Origin of the sequence: Saccharopolyspora spinosa NRRL 18395 (assembly GCF_000194155.1) — a bacterium.
Lineage (GTDB): Bacteria > Actinomycetota > Actinomycetes > Mycobacteriales > Pseudonocardiaceae > Saccharopolyspora > Saccharopolyspora spinosa.
Window position 1 is genome coordinate 1,977,909 of sequence record NZ_GL877878.1, and the last position, 17,581, is coordinate 1,995,489.

Annotated in this window: 19 protein-coding genes and 1 pseudogene; 10 read left to right on the forward strand and 10 right to left on the reverse strand. The window is 71.2% G+C overall.

Going from position 1 to position 17,581, the window contains the following annotated elements:
* Positions 1-71 precede the first annotated feature (71 nt).
* Both SSPN_RS0109960 and SSPN_RS0109965 read left to right on the forward strand, forming a co-directional pair.
* Positions 72-1,358: a magnesium transporter MgtE N-terminal domain-containing protein gene (locus SSPN_RS0109960; RefSeq protein ID WP_029535167.1), complete on the forward strand. Its 1,287-nt coding sequence runs from the start codon at positions 72-74 to the stop codon at positions 1,356-1,358.
* The gene (locus SSPN_RS0109965; RefSeq protein ID WP_010694083.1) at positions 1,358-1,885 is read left to right on the forward strand and encodes a DUF1003 domain-containing protein; all 528 of its coding nucleotides are present in this window, start codon (positions 1,358-1,360) and stop codon (positions 1,883-1,885) included. Before SSPN_RS0109960 ends, SSPN_RS0109965 begins: the two co-directional genes overlap by 1 nt.
* 258 nt (positions 1,886-2,143) lie before the next feature.
* Here SSPN_RS0109965 and SSPN_RS0109970 read toward each other — a convergent pair whose 3' ends face one another.
* On the reverse strand, positions 2,144-2,590 hold the full coding sequence (locus SSPN_RS0109970) for an NUDIX hydrolase (protein WP_044573720.1): 447 nt from the start codon (positions 2,588-2,590) through the stop codon (positions 2,144-2,146).
* A 4-nt stretch (positions 2,591-2,594) separates the two neighbouring features.
* A complete protein-coding gene (locus tag SSPN_RS0109975; RefSeq protein WP_010694088.1) occupies positions 2,595-3,041 on the reverse strand; it encodes a MarR family winged helix-turn-helix transcriptional regulator in 447 nt (148 codons plus the stop codon).
* Positions 3,042-3,316: 275 nt separating this feature from the next.
* Between SSPN_RS0109975 and SSPN_RS0109980 the strand changes: the two genes are divergently transcribed.
* The gene (locus tag SSPN_RS0109980) at positions 3,317-4,456 is read left to right on the forward strand and encodes an Mrp/NBP35 family ATP-binding protein (RefSeq protein ID WP_010694090.1); all 1,140 of its coding nucleotides are present in this window, start codon (positions 3,317-3,319) and stop codon (positions 4,454-4,456) included.
* A 79-nt stretch (positions 4,457-4,535) separates the two neighbouring features.
* On the opposite strand, the gene SSPN_RS0109985 is transcribed toward SSPN_RS0109980, so the two are convergent.
* A complete protein-coding gene (locus tag SSPN_RS0109985; protein WP_272941734.1) occupies positions 4,536-5,132 on the reverse strand; it encodes an O-methyltransferase in 597 nt (198 codons plus the stop codon).
* Positions 5,133-5,438: 306 nt separating this feature from the next.
* On the opposite strand from SSPN_RS0109985, the gene sigE reads away from it, so the two are divergent.
* From sigE to tatB, 4 genes are all read left to right on the forward strand, one after another.
* Positions 5,439-6,017, forward strand: a complete 579-nt coding sequence (sigE, locus tag SSPN_RS0109990; protein ID WP_029535169.1) for an RNA polymerase sigma factor SigE — start codon at positions 5,439-5,441, stop codon at positions 6,015-6,017.
* 3 nt (positions 6,018-6,020) lie between these two features.
* Positions 6,021-6,752 (forward strand): zf-HC2 domain-containing protein, encoded by a 732-nt coding sequence (locus tag SSPN_RS0109995; protein ID WP_010694096.1) that lies wholly within the window; start codon positions 6,021-6,023, stop codon positions 6,750-6,752.
* Between the two features lie 166 nt (positions 6,753-6,918).
* Positions 6,919-8,685 (forward strand): S1C family serine protease, encoded by a 1,767-nt coding sequence (locus SSPN_RS0110000; RefSeq protein ID WP_029535170.1) that lies wholly within the window; start codon positions 6,919-6,921, stop codon positions 8,683-8,685.
* 345 nt (positions 8,686-9,030) lie between these two features.
* Positions 9,031-9,438, forward strand: a complete 408-nt coding sequence (gene tatB, locus SSPN_RS0110005; protein WP_010694100.1) for a Sec-independent protein translocase protein TatB — start codon at positions 9,031-9,033, stop codon at positions 9,436-9,438.
* 35 nt (positions 9,439-9,473) lie between these two features.
* On the opposite strand, the gene SSPN_RS0110010 is transcribed toward tatB, so the two are convergent.
* Positions 9,474-10,676 carry an MFS transporter gene (locus SSPN_RS0110010; RefSeq protein ID WP_010694102.1) on the reverse strand — a complete coding sequence of 401 codons (1,203 nt, stop codon included), beginning with the start codon at positions 10,674-10,676 and terminating at the stop codon, positions 9,474-9,476.
* 27 nt (positions 10,677-10,703) lie between these two features.
* On the opposite strand from SSPN_RS0110010, the pseudogene SSPN_RS43265 reads away from it, so the two are divergent.
* Positions 10,704-11,692, forward strand: a pseudogene (locus SSPN_RS43265) (LysR family transcriptional regulator).
* Between the two features lie 22 nt (positions 11,693-11,714).
* Here SSPN_RS43265 and SSPN_RS0110020 read toward each other — a convergent pair.
* Both SSPN_RS0110020 and SSPN_RS43270 read right to left on the reverse strand, forming a co-directional pair.
* On the reverse strand, positions 11,715-13,295 hold the full coding sequence (locus SSPN_RS0110020; protein ID WP_394378568.1) for a leucyl aminopeptidase: 1,581 nt from the start codon (positions 13,293-13,295) through the stop codon (positions 11,715-11,717).
* 349 nt (positions 13,296-13,644) lie between these two features.
* Complete coding sequence (locus SSPN_RS43270) at positions 13,645-13,812, reverse strand: DUF3117 domain-containing protein (RefSeq protein ID WP_009949794.1); 168 nt, start codon at positions 13,810-13,812, stop codon at positions 13,645-13,647.
* Positions 13,813-14,216: 404 nt separating this feature from the next.
* Between SSPN_RS43270 and SSPN_RS0110035 the strand changes: the two genes are divergently transcribed.
* Entirely contained in the window at positions 14,217-15,005 is a 789-nt protein-coding gene (locus tag SSPN_RS0110035; protein ID WP_010694127.1) for an enoyl-CoA hydratase-related protein, read from the forward strand.
* 145 nt (positions 15,006-15,150) lie between these two features.
* On the opposite strand, the gene SSPN_RS0110040 is transcribed toward SSPN_RS0110035, so the two are convergent.
* Genes SSPN_RS0110040 through SSPN_RS0110055 form a run of 4 tightly spaced genes read right to left on the reverse strand, consistent with a single transcriptional unit; the run spans position 15,151 to position 16,946 of the window.
* Entirely contained in the window at positions 15,151-15,765 is a 615-nt protein-coding gene (locus SSPN_RS0110040) for a DNA-3-methyladenine glycosylase I (RefSeq protein ID WP_010694129.1), read from the reverse strand.
* A complete protein-coding gene (locus tag SSPN_RS0110045; RefSeq protein WP_010694131.1) occupies positions 15,758-16,216 on the reverse strand; it encodes an SRPBCC family protein in 459 nt (152 codons plus the stop codon). The genes SSPN_RS0110040 and SSPN_RS0110045 overlap by 8 nt, the downstream gene beginning before the upstream one ends.
* 3 nt (positions 16,217-16,219) lie before the next feature.
* Positions 16,220-16,570, reverse strand: coding sequence for a DivIVA domain-containing protein (locus SSPN_RS0110050; RefSeq protein ID WP_010694133.1), 351 nt, complete (start codon positions 16,568-16,570; stop codon positions 16,220-16,222).
* 43 nt (positions 16,571-16,613) lie between these two features.
* On the reverse strand, positions 16,614-16,946 hold the full coding sequence (locus tag SSPN_RS0110055) for a PadR family transcriptional regulator (RefSeq protein ID WP_010694135.1): 333 nt from the start codon (positions 16,944-16,946) through the stop codon (positions 16,614-16,616).
* Between the two features lie 214 nt (positions 16,947-17,160).
* Between SSPN_RS0110055 and SSPN_RS0110060 the strand changes: the two genes are divergently transcribed.
* Positions 17,161-17,496 carry a hypothetical protein gene (locus tag SSPN_RS0110060; protein WP_010694137.1) on the forward strand — a complete coding sequence of 112 codons (336 nt, stop codon included), beginning with the start codon at positions 17,161-17,163 and terminating at the stop codon, positions 17,494-17,496.
* Positions 17,497-17,581 lie beyond the last annotated feature (85 nt).

Below are 17,581 nucleotides of genomic sequence, written 5' to 3' on the forward strand. Positions count from 1 at the left end.
TTCCCGAGCGGCGGCGCCGCGCCGTTCCGCCCGGGCAGCGGACTGCACGGAGAGTGCATAGCCTGATCCACGTGGCAGCCACGACCAGGGTTTTCGCGGCCCGGATGGCCGGCCTGTCGGTGTTCGGGCCGGACGGCGAATCGATCGGTCGGGTGCGCGACGTCGTCGCTGGGCTCAGCGTCCGGCGGCAGCCGCCGCGCGTCCTCGGCCTGGTTGTCGAGCTGCCAACCCGGCGCCGGATCTTCGTGCCGATGCTGCGGGTCACCCGCATCGAATCCAGCGCCGTGACGCTGGCGACCGGCAAGGTGAACCTCCGCCAGTTCCACCAGCGCCCCAACGAACTGCTCGTGCTCGGCCAGCTGCTCGACGCCCGGGTCGTCATCGACTCCACCGCCGCGCCCGCCGTCCTGGTCGACGTCGCGATGGAGCAGATCCGCACCCGCGACTGGCAGCTGGCCAAGCTCGCGGTTCGGGAGCGCACCGGGCGGCTCGGCCGCCGCGGCCCGACCCAGGTGCTGGACTGGGACCAGGTCACCGGGCTGGCGGTCGCGGAGCTGACCGGTCAGCCGCAGGGCGTGCAGCAGCTGCTCGCCATGTTCGAAACGATGCGCGCGGTCGACGTCGCGAGCACCCTGCACGAGCTGCCGACCAAGCGCCGCTACGAAGTCGCGGAGGCGCTGGACGACGAGCGGCTCGCCGACGTCGTCGAGGAACTGCCCGATGAGGACCAGAAGGACCTGCTGGCGTACCTGGACGATGAGCGATCGGCGGACGTGCTGGGGGCGATGAACCCCGACGACGCGGCCGACCTGCTCGCCGAGCTGTCCGAAGTGGACAAGGAGCGGCTGCTCGGGCTGATGGCGCCGGAGGAATCGGCACCGGTCAAGCGGCTGATGGCGTACTCCTTCGACACCGCAGGCGGCCTGATGACACCGGAACCGATCGTGGTCGGACCGGACGCGACCATCGCCGAGGCGCTGGCGATGGTGCGCAACCGGGACCTGCCGGTCGCGCTGGCCAGCATGGTGTTCGTCTGCCGCCCGCCGTCGGCCACCCCGACGGGCCGCTACCTGGGTTGCGTGCACATCCAGCGGCTGCTCCGCGAACCACCGTCCACTTTGGTCGCCGGCGCCCTGGACACCGATCTCGCGAGCCTCCCGGCCGGGGCGTCGCTGGCCGACGTCACCCGCTACTTCGCCGCCTACAACCTGGTGTGCGGGCCGGTGCTGGACGACGAGGAGCACCTCATCGGCGCGGTCACCGTCGACGACGTGCTCGATCACTTGCTGCCGGAGAACTGGCGGGAAAGCGGACTTCCCGAACCTGAGACCGGCCCGACGGACCAGGAGGCGCTCTGATGCCCGAGCTGCTGACCCACCGCCGACTCGACCTACCCCGTCCGCCGCACCGGTTCACCGTCTCGTTCGACCCGGAGCTGTTCGGGCAGATCTCGGAGCGGATCGCCCGCTTCCTCGGCACCGGCAAGTTCCTGTTCTGGATGACGGTGTTCGTGATCTTCTGGATCGCGGTCAACCTGTTCGCGGTCGGCCTGCAGTGGGATCCCTACCCGTTCATCTTGCTCAACCTGGCCTTCTCCACCCAGGCCTCCTACGCCGCCCCGCTGATCCTGCTCGCGCAGAACCGGCAGGACGACCGGGACCGGGTCTCGCTGGAAGAGGACCGAATCCGGGCGGCGCAGACCAAGGCGGACACCGACTACCTCGCCCGCGAACTCGCCGCGCTGCGGCTGGCGATCGGCGAGGTGGCCACCCGCGACTACCTGCGCGGCGAGTTGGACAGGCTGCGCGAGGAAGTCCCCGGCCTGCGGAGCGAAGTGGAGAAACGCCGAATCCGCACCAGCTTCCGAGACGCCGACGACATCTGAACCCAGTGCGATTTTCATTGAGCCATTTTCGTCCTGGCCGATCGCAGCCGCGACGCTGCAAGTCCCACCAGGCTGCCGCAAGCGGCATAGCCGCCTTGGCCCACCATCGCAGCGTGCACCGCCGCAGGTTCTCAGCGGCCTACTTGCCAGGACAGCCCGGAGGTCGCGTATCGGTACCCGGAGTCGAGAAGGCCGCTGAGGTTCCGACTTGTAGGTAGCTACCCCCGCACCGCAACGCGAGAAGAGTTTGTAAAACGCTCAATGGGAACCAGCACGCTGTTCTCCGTTGAAACCGCCGTCGAGGTCGGCGAAGAGGGCGACGATCGCCGGGGCCGTGACCTCGTGGGCCGCGTACTCCTCGCGGGTGCACCAGGCGAGTTCGGCGATCTCGGCGGCCGGCTCGGGGATCCCGTCGAGTTCGCCCGTGTAGCAGCTGAGCTCGACCTGCACGCCGTCACCCTGACCGACGGCGTCGGTGACGTAGCGGCCGAAGAAGTCCGCCCCCCGCAGCCCGACGCCGAGCTCCTCGCGCACCTCCCGGTGCAGGGCCTGCACCTCGGTCTCGCCAGGGTCGATCTTGCCGCCGGGCAGGTAGAACGCGGCCTGGTAGTCGGCGCGGACCAGCAGCAATCGCCGGTCCTCGAACCGGACCAGGCCGACTGCCCGGATCAGCTGTTCGGGAGCGGTGGGGTTCGCATCGTGCACGACCTCATGCTTGCGCACGCTGCCCCGGCGGCGACGGCACACCCCCATCGGCCAGCCGCTCGCAGGTACGCATCAGCGCCTCCAGCTCGCCCGCGGTCGCGGACAGGAAGTACCGCGCCACCCCGGTGCGATGCGTCGACGCCGCGAGCTGCAACCGCGCTTCGCCACCTTCGGTGATCACGGCCTGCACACCGCGCCCGTCCGAATCGACCCGGACCCGGCGCACCAGCCCGAGCCGTTCGAGGCGGTCGACCAACCTGGTCACCCCGGAGCGGGACAGCAGCACGACGTCCGCGAGTTCGGTCATCCGCAGCCGCTGTTCGGGGGCCTCTGCCAGCGCGTCGAGGACGTCGTAGGCGGCGAGCGTGAGCCGTTGCTCGGCGATCAGGTCGCCTTCCAGGCAGCGCGTGACCCTGGCGTGCGCGCGGAGGAAACTGCGGTACGCCAGCAATTCACTTCGAGTCGGTAATCGATCAAGAGCCGTCTCGGCCACGAAGATTGATATTACGGAACGCGTTCACTCGACTGCGCAGCGCCCCCGAACAAGTATCGCGTTCTACTCGGCGAGCCCCGCCGACCAGCGCGGGCGACCCTGTTCCTGGCGGGCTACCGGTCCGTAGCATTGGGATTGCCCACAACGCGGTGTGAGAATCTTCGAGGTCGGCGCACGGCGTCGTCCGAAGCGACCACCGACCACGTCCGCAACTGCAGCTTGCCGAGGTAACCGTGACCAGTACGCAGTCCGCGCCCACCGAGGACGCCGTCCGGAAGGCCCTCAGCCAGGTCGAGGACCCGGAGATCCGTCGGCCGATCACCGACCTGGGCATGGTCAAGAGCGTGTCCATCGACGCTGGCGGCGCCGTGGCGGTCGAGGTGTACCTGACGGTCCAGGGCTGCCCGATGCGGGAGACGATCACGCAGCGGGTCACCAGCGCCGTGTCCGCCGTGGAGGGAGTCAGCTCGGTCCAGGTCGAGCTCGACGTGATGAGCGACGAGCAGCGCACCGAACTGCGCAAGATGCTGCGCGGCAGCGCCGAGGAACCGCGCATCCCGTTCGCCGAGCCCGGCTCGATGACCAGGGTGTACTGCGTGGCCTCGGGCAAGGGCGGGGTCGGCAAGTCCAGCGTGACGGTCAACCTCGCGGCCGCGATGGCCAAGCGCGGCCTGTCGGTCGGCGTGGTCGACGCCGACATCTACGGCCACTCGGTGCCGCGGATGCTGGGTGCGAGCGGCAAGCCCACCCAGGTGGAGAAGATGATCATGCCGCCGCAGGCGCACGGCGTGAAGGTCATCTCCATCGGCATGTTCACCCCCGGCAACACGCCGGTGGTCTGGCGCGGGCCGATGCTGCACCGGGCGCTGCAGCAGTTCCTGTCCGACGTCTTCTGGGGCGACCTCGACGTCCTGCTGCTCGACCTGCCGCCCGGCACCGGCGACGTGGCGCTGTCCACCGCCCAGCTCATCCCGAACGCGGAGATCCTGGTGGTCACGACCCCGCAGCAGGCGGCGGCCGAGGTCGCGGAGCGGGCCGGGGCGATCGCCATGCAGACCCGGCAGCGGCTGGCCGGTGTGGTGGAGAACATGTCCTGGATGGAGTTGCCGGACGGCCAGCGGATGGAGGTCTTCGGCTCGGGCGGCGGCCAACTGGTGGCGGAGTCGCTGAGCCGCTCGATGGGCTCGGACGTGCCGCTGCTCGGCCAGGTGCCGTTGGACCCGCGGCTGCGCGAAGCGGGCGACAACGGCACACCGCTGGTCCTGGAGGCCCCGGACTCGCCGGCGGCGGTGGTCCTCAACGACATCGCAAAGCGCCTGTCCACCCGAGCGCGCGGCCTCGCGGGCAAGCTCCTCAGCGTCTCCCCCACCTAACCACCACACTTCCGGGTGAGAGGTGAGGGGCACCCTTGAGCGACTATGCCGCTCAAGGGTGCCCCTCACCTCGAAAAAATCACGTGTGCTTGGCTACCGCTAGGAGTCCCGGGCCGGTGGGGAGCGTGACCGGGACGAGGTCGTCGTCCTCCTGGATGGCCCGGACCAGATCTCGCAGGGCCAGGGCCAGGGCGCTCCGGGTGTCCGGGCTGGCCAGCTGAACGCCCGCGAACACGATCACCCCGCCCGGGCGCAACAGCCGGACGCCGAGGTCCAGGTACCTCGGGTAGTCCGTGGTCGCGATGCCAACCGACACCAGGTCGTAGCCGCCTTCGGTCAGCCGCGGCAGCAGGTCGACCGCCCGGCCGGCGATCAGCCGGGTCCGGCCCGGCCGCACGCCCGCCTCCCGCAGCGTGGCGCGAGCCGCGCGCTGGGCCGCCGCGTCGGCGTCGATCGAGGTCAGCACGCCGTCCGGGAGCATGCCCTGCAGTAGCCACAACGCGCTCTCGCCCGACCCGGTGCCGACCTCCACCACGGCCTTGGCCCGCAGCGCGGCCGCCAGGAACCGCAGCACGTGTAGCGGCGACGCCCCGACCGACGTGTCCGTCGGACCGCCGGTCGGCGCGCCGGACAAGCGGGATCGCGCCTGCTCGTGGCCCACGGGCCCGGCACCCACCGGCGTCTCGGGTATCACAACGCGAAAGGTTATCGGCGTTGCCGACAGCGATGTTCCGCGCGCCCGAATTCGTTAGGGGGCCGTTTCCGGCAGGCCAAGATGAGACCCGGATCACATCAGGTTCTCAGCCAGTTCTCAGGCGTCTTTAATCGCTACCTCACCAGGGCATACGAGACTAAGCACGTCATAACCGACACCCAGCGGCGTCTCCTCGACGACAACGCCGGGAACAACGGAGGCGACATGTCCGTTCTTGGAGATGCAACCACACAGGAGGTGGCTTTTCGCCCAATGGCAACACAGCCGATGAGTGTGGCCCCGAGTGTCCAACGGAGCACCGTCTCGCCCGCAGCGGAAGAGGTCGCCTGGGCCCCGCCGACGTGGGACGAGGTGGTACGGCAGCACGCCGACCGGGTCTACCGGCTGGCGTACCGCCTGACCGGCAACCAGCACGACGCCGAAGACCTGACCCAGGAGACCTTCATCCGGGTGTTCCGGTCGCTCGCGTCGTACAAGCCGGGAACGTTCGAGGGGTGGCTGCACCGGATCACCACGAACTTGTTCCTGGACATGGCCCGCCGCAGGTCCCGCCTGCGCATGGAGGGCCTGCCCGAGGACAGCGACCGGCTGCCCGGCGGTGGCCCGAGTCCGGAGCAGGTCTTCAACGACACCCACCTCGACCCCGACCTGCAGACGGCGCTGGACGAGCTGCCGCCGGAGTTCCGGGCGGCGGTCGTGCTCTGCGACGTCGAGGGGCTCTCCTACGAGGAGATCGGCGCCACCTTGGGCGTGAAGCTGGGTACTGTGCGTAGCAGGATCCACCGCGGGCGCCAGATGTTGAAGGCCACCTTGGAAGCTCGCCGCGAGCATCCCCGGGAGGTTTGACGAATGACGGTTTTGCGTGGGTGGGGGCTGCCGGAGCAGCACCTCGCGCTGGACGCGATCGTCGCGTTGGTGGACGGGGAACTCAGCCCGAGCGCCCACGATCGCGCCGTAGCCCACTTGGCCCACTGCCCCGCGTGCACCGCGGACGCCGCCGCCCAGCGGCAGGCCCGCGCCGCGGTCCAGGCGGCCCAGACTCCGTCGATCTCACCGAAGCTGCTGCAGGCCCTGCAAGCCATTCCCGCGCACGCGGAGCTGCCGAGCCAGCCGGACGGCTTGGCGCTGACCGACGACGGCCAACTGGTCGCCGTGGCCCGCCCGGACCGGGCGAAGCGGTTCGGCGACGGGGCCACGCTCGGATCCAGCAGGCCGTTGGGCGGCTCCCAGCAGCCCTTCGGCAGCGCGTCCCCTTTCGCGCATGACGACGACGCCCCGTCGCGGCGGGTCGGCCGCCGCACCCGGCAGGGCGCCGGCGTGGTGTTCTCCGGCCTGGTGCTGGGCGCCCTCGCCTTCATGAACCTGCCGACCGACGAAGACGGGCAGCCGATCCCGAGCGCACCGGACCCGCTGCCCGGCGGGGTGTTCACGAATGCCGTCGTACCGGCTTCGTCGCGCGAATCGCTGCCCGCCGAGCCGAGCGCTGGCCATCCGACATCTCCGCACGTCGCCGCGGTCCATCCGCCCTCGTCCGCGCCCCCGGCACCGACGACCTCGGCTCCCGCCCCACCGGGGAACTGAGCACTCCTCCCGGCGAGGACCGCGACTTCGCCCGCTCCCACACGAACTTCACCGGTCGCCCGGCAAAATGGGCGTACCGGCAGTGGGCCCACATGCCGGTGGCATGGGCACACCGCCCGTGTGATCCACTCGAACGGACGAGTCCCGACCGCATGCCCGGGGAGCGATGAGCGACCAGCCAGGAAGGCCCGCGCAGGGCTCCGACGCCGACCAGGGACGTCGGGATCAACCCCACGCAGACCAGCAGGAGCCCAACGGGCGATCCGCCCAACCCGTGCATCCGTGGCAGGGAGCGGCGAACCCCACCCGGGGAGTGCCCGCCGGACCGGCCAGCCCGCCCCCAGCCGCGCAGAACGGGCAGGCCGAACCACCCCACGCCGCTCACGGCGAGCAAGCCGACCCGGACAGCACCGCCGTGCATGGCAGGCCGTCCAAGCCACCGCACCCAGCGCAGCACGCCTATCCGCCCCGCCTCGCCCCGCGCCCGCTGCGACGCCCCCCGGTCGACCCATCGCAGAGCTCGGTGTTCGGCCGTCCGAAGGGCGTGCCCGGCAGCTTCGACTCGAACCGGCGCGACCTGCCGGTGCGCGGCATCGAGCAGACCCTGCCCCCGCCGGAAGCCCTAGCCCAGGCGTTCAGCCGCCCGCCGCGCAGCGGCGAACGCCTCCAGCGGGCCCCGGGCGAGCAGCCGATGACACCCGAGCCGGCCGACGAGCCGGCGCTGTGGAACTCCGGCGAGCGCGATCCGTGGCGCGACCCGGCCGCGGCCGCGATGATCGGCCCGCCCGCTCTGGTCGAAGAACCCGAGAAGAAGCCCGACAGCACCGAAACCGGTCCGCTGCTGAGCGCCCGCGAGGTCCTGTTCGGTCGCCGGGTGCACCCGCGCGCGCTCGCGATCCTCGCCGCGGTCGCCCTGCTCGTCGGCGTGGGCGGCGGGCTCCTCGGCCGGATCACCGCCGAGGAGGGCAACCCGCTCACCAACCCCGACGTCACCCTCGCCGAGGTGGAGCAGGGCAAGGATCGGCCGAAGGGCACCGTCGCCGCGGTCGCGCAACGCGTCGTTCCGGCCGTCGTGTCGATCGAGGTGCGAGTCGGCGCGCAGGGCGGCAGCGGATCCGGGGTGGTCATCGACGGCAACGGCTACGTGGTCACCAGCAACCACGTCATCTCGATGGCCGCAGACACCCCGAACGCGCAGGTCGCCACGGTCTTCCACGACGGCACCCGGGCCCCGGCGCGGATCGTCGGGCGGGACGTGAAGACCGACCTGGCGGTGATCAAGGTCGAGGTTTCCAACCCGACGGTCGCCCAGCTCGGCAGTTCCGACGGGCTGGCGGTCGGCGACGAGGTGATCGCCATCGGCTCGCCGCTGGGCCTGGCCGGCACCGTGACCACCGGAATCGTCAGCTCGGTGCACCGCCCGATGCGGCTGGCCGGTGAGGGCACCGACACCAACGCGGTCATCGACGCGATCCAGACCGATGCCGCGATCAATCCCGGCAACTCCGGCGGTGCCCTCGTCGACGGCAACGGCGCGGTGGTAGGCATCAACAGCGCGATCCGCACGCTCGGTGCCGGCGGCGAGGGCGGTTCGATCGGGCTGGGCTTCGCGATCCCGATCGACGACGTCCGGCGCATCGCCCAGGAGCTGATCCGCACCGGCAACGTGCAGCACGCCAACCTCGGTGTCAACGCCAAGTCGGTCAGCGACGGGCTCGCCGACGGTGCCCAGGTGCAGAACGTGCAGGACGGCAGCGCTGCGGCGACGGCCGGGATCGCCGAAGGCGACGTGATCGTCAAGATCGGCGAGCGCAAGGTCGCTGGCGCCGACGAGCTGATCGTGGCCGTCGACCGGCACCCGGTCGGCGAGCGCGTGCCGGTGACCGTGGTCCGGCAGGGCCGCGAACTGGTCCTGGACGTGACCCTGAAGTGACCGCACGGGTCGCCCAGGTTCTCGGATGGACGCGCCCGGTGCGCGGGACCGCGCGAGTTAGACGCCAGGTGGCGATTTCGCGCGAAATCGCCACACCCGCGCCCGTGCCACCGCCGCAGGTCCCGGACGGAGGCCCCCTCGGTGCGAATCTCGCAGGCTGGACGACCTCCGAGGTTCCGACCTCCGGCGCTGGTTTTCCGCCGAACGCGCAGCTAACAGTTCGTGAAGGCCATGTGCTGGGCTACTTCCCCCTCCTGCGGCTTTCACCCGGTGGGTACGCTGGGGGCGTTGGCAGCTCATGCGGTGCTGGTCCGCGTGCCGCGAAGCCCAGGAGGTAGTCGAGAGGTGTTCGATAGCATCGGCTGGCCCGAACTCCTGGTTCTCATCGTGGTCGGGCTGTTCATCCTCGGCCCGGAGCGCCTGCCGCAGGGCGCGGCGTGGCTGGGCAAGACGGTTCGCCAGGTCAAGGAGTACGCGACCGGCGCCCGCGAGCAGATCAAGTCCGAGCTCGGCCCGGAGTTCGACGAGCTGCGCAAGCCGCTGGAGGACCTGCGCGGCATCCGCAACTTCAACCCGCGCACGGCGGTGACCAAGCACCTCTTCGACGGGGAGAACCCGCTCGACGGCATCACCAACACCAACGGCAGCACGAACGGCAGCGGCTACCAGCCGAAGCCGGCGGACCCGCCGAAGCCCGCGCAGCGCCCGCTCGCCCCAGGCGAGCGCCCCCCGTACGACTCCGACGCGACCTGACCCGGGAAGCCCTTCACGTTTCGCCGATCGTGGCGTCACGAAGCCTGCGCGACGGCGACGCGCTTGCGCGTGGGAACCGCGAGTCGGACGGCGAACGCGGCCACCGCCAGCCAGCAGCACAGCAAGACCGTCATGCCGGACCAGCCCCACGCGCCGTAGGCGGCGCCGCCCACCACGCCTCCCGCGCTGCTGCCGCCGTAATAGGCGAACTGGTACAGCGCGGACGCCTGGCCCCGGGCCGACGCCGATGCCCGGGCCCCGACCCAACCGCTGGCCACCGAATGCGCGGCGAAGAACCCGCCGGTGAACACGACCAAGCCCACCACGATCACGAGCAGGTTGCTGGCGAGCATCAGCAGCAATCCCACCGCAGTCACCGCCAAACTGGTGAACAGCGCCTGCGTGCGTCCCCAGCGATCCGCGGCGCGACCGGCGAACGTAGAGGTGACCGTTCCGGCCGCATAGGAGAGGAACGCGAGCGCGGCGAGCGCCGGAGGCACTAGCAGCGGCGCAGCGGTGAGGCGGAAGCCCAGCACGTTGTAGACGGTGACGAAGGCGCCCATGCCGAGCGCAGCGACCAGGTACGGCACGTAGAGCACCGGGTCGCTGAGCGCGGCGCGCAAGCCGCCAAGCAGCGGTCGCCAGCGCAACGGCTGCCGGTGGTGGTTGCGTTCGGCGGGGAGCAGCACCACGAACAGCACCGTGCACACCCCGGCGAGCAGCGCCACCGCGAGCATCCCGCCGTGCCAGCCGGCGAAGTCGCCGACCACTCCGCCCAGCAGCCGACCGGACATGCCGCCGATGGTGGTGCCCGCGACGTATAGGCCCATCGTCGTGCCCAGGTGCTGGCCGCCGGTCTCGTCGGCCAGGTAGGCGACCGCGACCGCGGCCAGGCCCGCGATCGCCGCGCCCTGGACCAGCCGGACGGCCACGAGCACCGGGAAGAACGGCACCCACGGCAGCAGCAGGCCCAGGACTTCGGCGATCAGCAGCGCCACGATCATGGTGCGGCGGCGGCCAACCACCTCCGACAGCGTGCCGAGCGGGATCGCCGCGACCGCCAACCCGAGCGTGCTTGCCGAAACCAGCAGGGCCGCCGTGCCCGGGTCCAGCGCGAAGACGTCGGCCAGCTGCGGCAGCACCGGTTGCGGCGCGTAGAGCAGGGCGAACATCGCTAGCGCGCCGAGCAGCAGGGCGATGCGGATCTTGCGGATGCGGGCCGGATCGACGGGGTTCACGAGCTCGAACGTAAGCAGGCCTAATTAATGCGTCCAATTCAGCTTTACAGCATCATTGATGCGGTGACGAATCAATCAGCCGTGCCGGACGACGCGCCGCAGCTCGCGGCCCATCTCGCCCCGGCGCTCGCCCTGCTGCGGGCGGTCGCCGCCGAGGGCCATCTCACACGAGCGGCCGAATCCCTTGGCGTCCCGCAGCCGACGGTCAGCCGCACACTGGCGAAGCTGGGCGAGCGACTCGGCACCCCGGTGATCGTGCGGCAGGGTCGCGGCATCCACCTGACCCGCGCCGGCGCCCTGCTCGCGGAGGCCGCCGAAGACGCGATGCGCGGGCTGGAGGCGGGCTGCCGCGCCGTGATCGAGGAGGTCGACCCCGATCGCGGGCACGTCACCTTCGGGTTCCAGCACACGATGGGCAGCACCCTGGTGCCGCCGCTGCTGCGAGGCTTCCGCGACGAGCACCCGCACGTGCGGTTCGGGCTCGTGCAGGGGCCGCGGGACGCCATGCTCGCGCGGGCCTGGTCCGGCGAGGTCGACCTCTGCCTCACCGCACCACTACCGGACCGCGATCCGCGCTGGAAACCGCACCGCTGTGGCAGGAACCGCTGGTCGCGGTGCTGTTCATGCGGCACCGGCTGGCCCGGCGGAGCAAGCTGCGGCTGGCCGAACTCGCCGAGGACGACTTCGTCGCGACGCGCCCAGGCTACGGCTTGCGGCAGATCTTCACGGGCCTGGCCGAGCGCGCCGGCTTCGAGCCGCGACTGGCCTTCGAGAGCGAAGAGGTCGACACGGTTCGGGGTTTGGTCGCCGCCGGGCTCGGCGTGGCGCTGCTGCCGCCGGGCGACAACGGCCCGGCACCGGGCACCGTCGAGGTGCCGCTGGATCCGCCAGCGCACCGCACGATCGGGCTCGCCTGGCCAGCAGGCCGAATCCTGCCCCCAGCGGTCCGCACGTTCCGCGACTTCACCCTGGCCCGGCGCAATTTCAATGGAAATCGAAGATCCGATTTCCATTGAAATCGCGTATCGACTCGCCGGGTCACTCCGAGAGGTTCGCGGCCAGCTCGACGAGGCTGCGAGCCGCGAAACCGGTCCCGCCCGACACCACCTCGGCGTAGTCCTTGTCGGCCCGAGCCGGGCCCGCGATGTCCAGGTGCGCCCACCGCAGACCGTCGGTGAACTCGCGCAGGAAAAGCGCGGCGGTGATTCCGCCGGGCCCCGGCGGGGTCTGCTTCACATCGGCCAGCTGGCCCTTCACGTCCTCGGCGTGGTCCTCCAGCAGCGGCATCCGCCACCAGGCCTCGCCGACCCGCTCCCCGGCCTCGCGGATGCGGTCGGCCAGCTCGTCGTCCGTGGCGAACAACCCGCCGGTGCGCAGCCCCAAGGCGACCTTCATAGCCCCGGTCAGCGTCGCGACGTCCACCAGCAGGTCGGGTTCGAGCCGGTCCACGGCGTAGGCCACGGCGTCGGCGAGCACCATCCGGCCTTCGGCGTCGGTGTTGCTGACCTCCGTGGTGGTACCGCCGTAGTGCCGGACGACGTCGCCGGGCCGGTAGGCGCTGCCGGACACGTGGTTCTCCGCCGACGGCACCAGGCCGGTCACCCGGACCGGCAACCCCAGCCGCGCGATGGTCAGCAGCGCACTGATCACCGCCGCGCCGCCGGACATGTCGGTGCGCATCAAGTGCATGCCCTCGGCGGGCTTGATCGAGATGCCGCCGGTGTCGAAGGTGATGCCCTTGCCCACCAGCACCAGGTGCGGGCCCCGGGCGTCCTGCGGCTGGTAGGTCAGCTCCAGCAGCCTGGGCGGCCGCGCCGAGCCGCCGCCGACCGCGAGGATCCCGCCGAAACCGTTGTCGGCGAGCCACTTCTCGTCGCGCACCGCGGCGGTCAGGTTCTCGACGTCGGCGGCCAGTTCGGCGGCGACCCCAGTGAACCAGGCCGGGTCCTTGATGTTCGAGGGCGCGTTGGCGAGGTCGCGGGCCAGCGCAGTGGCCGCCGCCAGCTCGCGGGTCCGCCGGACCTGCTCGCCCAGTGCGGCCTGGTCGGCACCCTCCGGCGCCACGAGCAAGACCTTCCGCAGGCGCGGCGGCGCCGGCTTGGCGGTTACCCGGAACCGGTATCCGCCCAGCGCCAGCCCCAGCGTCAGCGCCGACACCACGTCGCGGTCGACGTTGTCGGGCAGCCGGATCTGGAGGTAGTCCGCGTCGGAAGCGTCTCCGAAGTCGCCGATCTCGTCCTCGGACTCCGCTGCCTCGCCCAGCCTCTCGCGCAACGCGCGCGCCAGCGCCGCCCCGGCGCTGCGCCATTTCACGGGCTCCCCGGAGCCGACGCCCACGACCCAGCCGACGCCGCCAGCCGGCAGCGGAAGCGCGCGGACGTCACCGGCGGCGGCCGTCGCACCGACGGCCTGCAGCACCGCGACGTCCACATCGAACGGTTCTGCCGCGGCGGCCAGGTCCGGCCCCGCCTCGCCTTCGAAGACGGGGACCGCGCCGGGCACGCCGTCCCGCCACCGCTGCACAACGTCCACTTCGACCAGCGACGTCGGGATCACGGGCAGTGCCGGGTCCACGTCGCGGGCAGGCTGGGCGGAACGGAACACTGAAGCACCGGACACGAGAAGACCTTCCTGCACGGCTCGTCGCGCGCACTCGACTGTCTGTCCTTGAAACGGCGGGGCGGCTTGTGCGGCCCGCAGAACGGGTTCAACGAAAGCTCCGAAGCTACCGTTCGCGCAGGCCCGGGCACGATGCGCACCCCGTCCGGGCCGCAGGGGCGGCATGCTGGGTGATCACGGGGCGGTCCAAGGACTTGCCTGTTGCCGACGACGGCCCCGGCGCCACCTCGGCACCGGGGCCCGACCGCGGCGAAGAACGCTCGCCACTCGCCGTCGACTTGATTGCGTTGTCGCCTCGGGCGCTGGGTGCACCGGCTTGCGGTGCTTCCCCGATCGCCAGCCGGCGGCCTCAGCCGGTGGCCGACTCCAGGGCGTCGCCCAGGTTCTTGGCCTCCTCGACCGACATCTCGACGACGAGCCGCCCACCACCCTCAAGCGGGACGCGCATCACAATGCCGCGTCCCTCCTTAGTCACCTCGAGGGGACCGTCACCGGTCCGGGGCTTCATGGCCGCCATAGCGTGCTCCCTCCGTGAACTCATCCCCCGCTGATCGCCACAACCAGCTCGGGTCCTCCCCATTCTCCCCCATCCCGAGGTGTGGACGAAACCGAGCCGATCAACTCGTGTCGCCCGTGCGCTGGTCGAATGCCCGCGAGGGCTGGCAGACTCACCGCCCGTGCGGGCTGTTTCGGTGCGTTCCGGCGCGACCGCCCACGACCTGGCAGCGGCGCCGCGGCGGGCCGGGATCGGCGGGCCCTCCGCGGTCGCCGACCGGTCCCGGTGGCGCTCGACCACAACCCGGGCGACCAGCCAGAACACTGTCTACTCGGGACTTCGCGAGATCCGCGGCGTCCACTTTGGAAACATCGAGTAGCGGTCCGGCGACCCGCCACAACGGACCCCAAGGCAAGGAGCGCGAAGTGACCGACGTACTGCTGACCCAGGACATCGATGGTGTGCGCCTGCTCACGCTGAACCGGCCGGAGTCGTTCAACTCGCTCGACGTCGCCCTCAAGCAGGCGCTGATCGCCGCGCTGCGGGAGGCGGCCGCCGACGACTCGGTGCGGGCGGTGGTGATCACCGGGGCGGGAAAGGCGTTCTGCGCGGGGCAGGACCTCAAGGAGCACGTCGCGCTGCTGAACTCCGGAGACCCGACGCCGCTGAACACTGTCGAGGAGCACTACAACCCGATCATCCGGGCCGTGACGAGCATGCCGAAGCCGGTGATCGCCGCTATCAACGGCACCGCGGCCGGGGCTGGCGCATCGCTGGCCTACGCATGCGATCTGCGGGTGGCCGCGACGAACGCGAAGTTCCTGATGGCCTTCGCCAGCGTCGGGCTGTCCACGGACTCCGGCGCGTCCTGGACGCTGCCGCGGTTGATCGGCTACGGCCGGGCGATGGAGATGCTGCTGCTGGCCGAGCCGGTGGCCGCCGAGGACGCGCTGCGGATCGGCATGGTGAACCGGGTCGTGGACACCGGCGAAACCGTTGCGGCGGCCACCGAGCTGGCCACCCGGATGGCTGCCGGGCCGACCAGCGCCTACGCCCGCATCAAGGAGGCGATGCTGGCGGCGGCGGCCGAAGGCCTGGCCGAGGCGCTGGCGGTGGAGGCCGGCGCGCAGGCGGAGGCCGGGGCAACGGCTGACCACCGGGAGGCGGTCGCGGCCTTCGTCGAGAAGCGCACCCCTCACTTCACCGGCCGCTGAGCCAGGCATTTTCGCCGTTCAGGGCCCGTGAGTACGTGCGGGCGCCACAGCGCCCTGCGCTACAGCGCCCTGCGCCTAGCGCCCAGAAGCACTCACCGGCATCCACCGGCGGGCCCTGGAGCGTAAGGAAGCGCCCGAGGCTCCGCTACCTGCACCGCTGTGCGGGGCGCGCCAGCAATTCCCACCAGTTCGCGCGCCAGCAGTCGGCCAAGTGGTCGTCGACCATGCCCGTGGCCTGCATCAGCGCGTAGCACGTGGTGGGGCCCACGAAGGCGAAGCCGCGGCGCTTGAGCTCCTTCGCCATCGCCGTCGACTCCGGGGTGGTGGCCGGGATGTCGCCGACCGTGGCCGGGCGCCGCTCGCGGCGTTCGGGGGCGAACGACCAGAGCAGCTCGTCCAGCGGGCGGTCCAGGTGGAGCACCGCGCCGGCGTTGCGGATCGCCGCGTCGATCTTCGCCCGGTTCCGGACGATGCCCGCGTCGGCCAGCAACCGCTGCCGGTCGGCTTCGCCGAAGGCCGCCACCCGCTCCGGGGCGAACCCGGCGAACGCCAGCCGGAACGCCGCGCGCTTGCGGAGGATCGTCAGCCAGGACAGCCCGGACTGGAACGCCTCCAGGGTGATCCGCTCGAACAACTCAGGTACGCCGTGCAGCGGGACTCCCCACTCGCAATCGTGGTACTCGGTGTAGTCCGCGGGCCCCACGCCCCACGGGCAGCGCGCCCGGCCGTCCGCGCCGACCACCGCCCCGGACTCAGCCACGCTCCCCACCACCCGCGTAGTCGCGGCAGAACGCCGCGAAGGCGCTCAGCGACCGGCGCACGCCCCAGACGAAGAGCGGTCGCACCACCGGCCAGACCAGCGCGCCGCCGAGCGGCAGGGTCAGCCGTTCCCACCACAGGAACATCGATGCCTCGTTCCCGCAGCGGACCACGTCGAACCCGCCGTCCCCGACGATCAGCTGCCCGTGGTGGCGCACCCGGCAGCTCTGCGGCGGCCGCCATTCGACGATCTCCATCCGGTCCACGACGCCGACACCGCGATACCCGGTCACCGCCACCAACTGCGCGCCCAGCCCGTCGGGGCCGCCGAGCGCGTGCACCTCGGTGCCCAGCATCCACTCGCCCTGCCGCGCCCAGTCCGTCGCCGCCGCCCACACCACCTCGGGCGGCGCCTCGACCGGCACGCTCAACCGCAGCTCGACCGGGCGCACCGGTCAGTCCTCCGGCTCGTCGGGACGCCCGGCGCGGGCTTCCTGCAGCTGCTCGTCGGCCGCGTCGAGCTGCCGCTCCAGCACCGCGATCCGGCCGTGCAGTTCGTCGAGCTCCCCGGCGAGGCGCTCCAACGCCCAGTCCACCTCCGACGCCTTGTAGCCGCGAAGGACCTGCTGGAAGCGCAGCGCGCGCACGTCGGAGCCCTCGACGTCGGCCGGGGGCAGGCGGGTCGGGGTCGAGCCCGGCGGCAGCGGCGCGAGCTGCTCGCCGCGTCCGAAGACCAGCGAGGCCAGCAGGTAGATCACCGCAGCGACCGCGAGCACCACGAACAGGTAGATGAGCGCACTAGCCACGGTCGTCAATCGTGGCACGGACGGCGAACCGCCGCGGCCACGGTCACGTCTTGGCGGGAGCCGCTTCGAGCACGCCCTCGATAGCGGACGTGAACTCGCGCCACGCGCGGCGCTCAGCCTGCAGCGTCTGCACACCCGTCTGGGTCAAGCGGTAGGTGCGGCGCTGCCGGCCGCCGACGGTGCTCCAGGTGCTCTGCACGTAGCCGGCGCGCTCCAATCTGCGCAGCGCCGGGTACACGGTCCCGGTGGGGAGATCAAGGGCGCCGCCACTGCGTTCCTGCAGCGCCTCGATGATCGCGTAACCATGCAGGGCCCTGCCGTCGAGCGTGGCCAGCAGCAGGGCGTCCAAGTGGCCGCGGAGCGCATCAGCCTTCACAAGTAGCGACTCTACGGTCATTTGCGACCACTGTCACCGGCCTTACACAAGAGGACCTAAGTCCTTTCGCGATCCGGACCCCCGATGACGTCCATCACACCCCCTGGGGGGTGCGCCGTTCGGGTGGCGCAAAGCCGAAAACCCGTTGGCATCGCCGGGATCCGACACACTGCGGAGTCGGACGTGCCGGGCCAGTGATCAGGAGTCGTCTGCCGTGCCCAAGGACAGTTCCCAGGACGCGACCACCGGTTCCTCGCGACTGGACGCCGCGACGACCTTCGCTCCGCGGCAGGAGGCCCTCGACCAGCTGCGCTCCTACCTCGTGGTGCTCATCGACGTGATCGAGCAGCACCCGGAGGCGACCTTGGAGCGCGACGAGACGCAGTGGCGCCTAGAGGAGCTCGTCGAGGAGCTGGCCCGAACGCGCCCGAGCGCGCCGCGGGTCCAGTCGCGGTGGCTGCGCCTGGCACCGGTGCTCAGCGAGGTGCGACCAGACGTGCCGATCGCGATCCTCACCCAGCTCGTGAAGCAGGCCGTCGGCGACCGCTGACCGCCAGTTTCAATTGGGTGTGGCTCTTTTGAGGTGAGGTCATGCTGCCTGGGGGATGGCGTTGTGGGTGGGGTGGTTGCGTTGT

Bases quoted from the DNA above. Each gene is read 5' to 3' on its own strand.
- SSPN_RS0109995 (WP_010694096.1), top strand. From the start codon at position 6,021: ATGACGGTTTTGCGTGGGTGGGGGCTGCCGGAGCAGCACCTCGCGCTG.
- SSPN_RS43270 (WP_009949794.1), bottom strand. From the start codon at position 13,812: ATGGCGGCCATGAAGCCCCGGACCGGTGACGGTCCCCTCGAGGTGACT.
- sigE (WP_029535169.1), top strand. From the start codon at position 5,439: ATGAGTGTGGCCCCGAGTGTCCAACGGAGCACCGTCTCGCCCGCAGCG.
- SSPN_RS0110000 (WP_029535170.1), top strand. From the start codon at position 6,919: ATGAGCGACCAGCCAGGAAGGCCCGCGCAGGGCTCCGACGCCGACCAG.
- SSPN_RS0109965 (WP_010694083.1), top strand. From the start codon at position 1,358: ATGCCCGAGCTGCTGACCCACCGCCGACTCGACCTACCCCGTCCGCCG.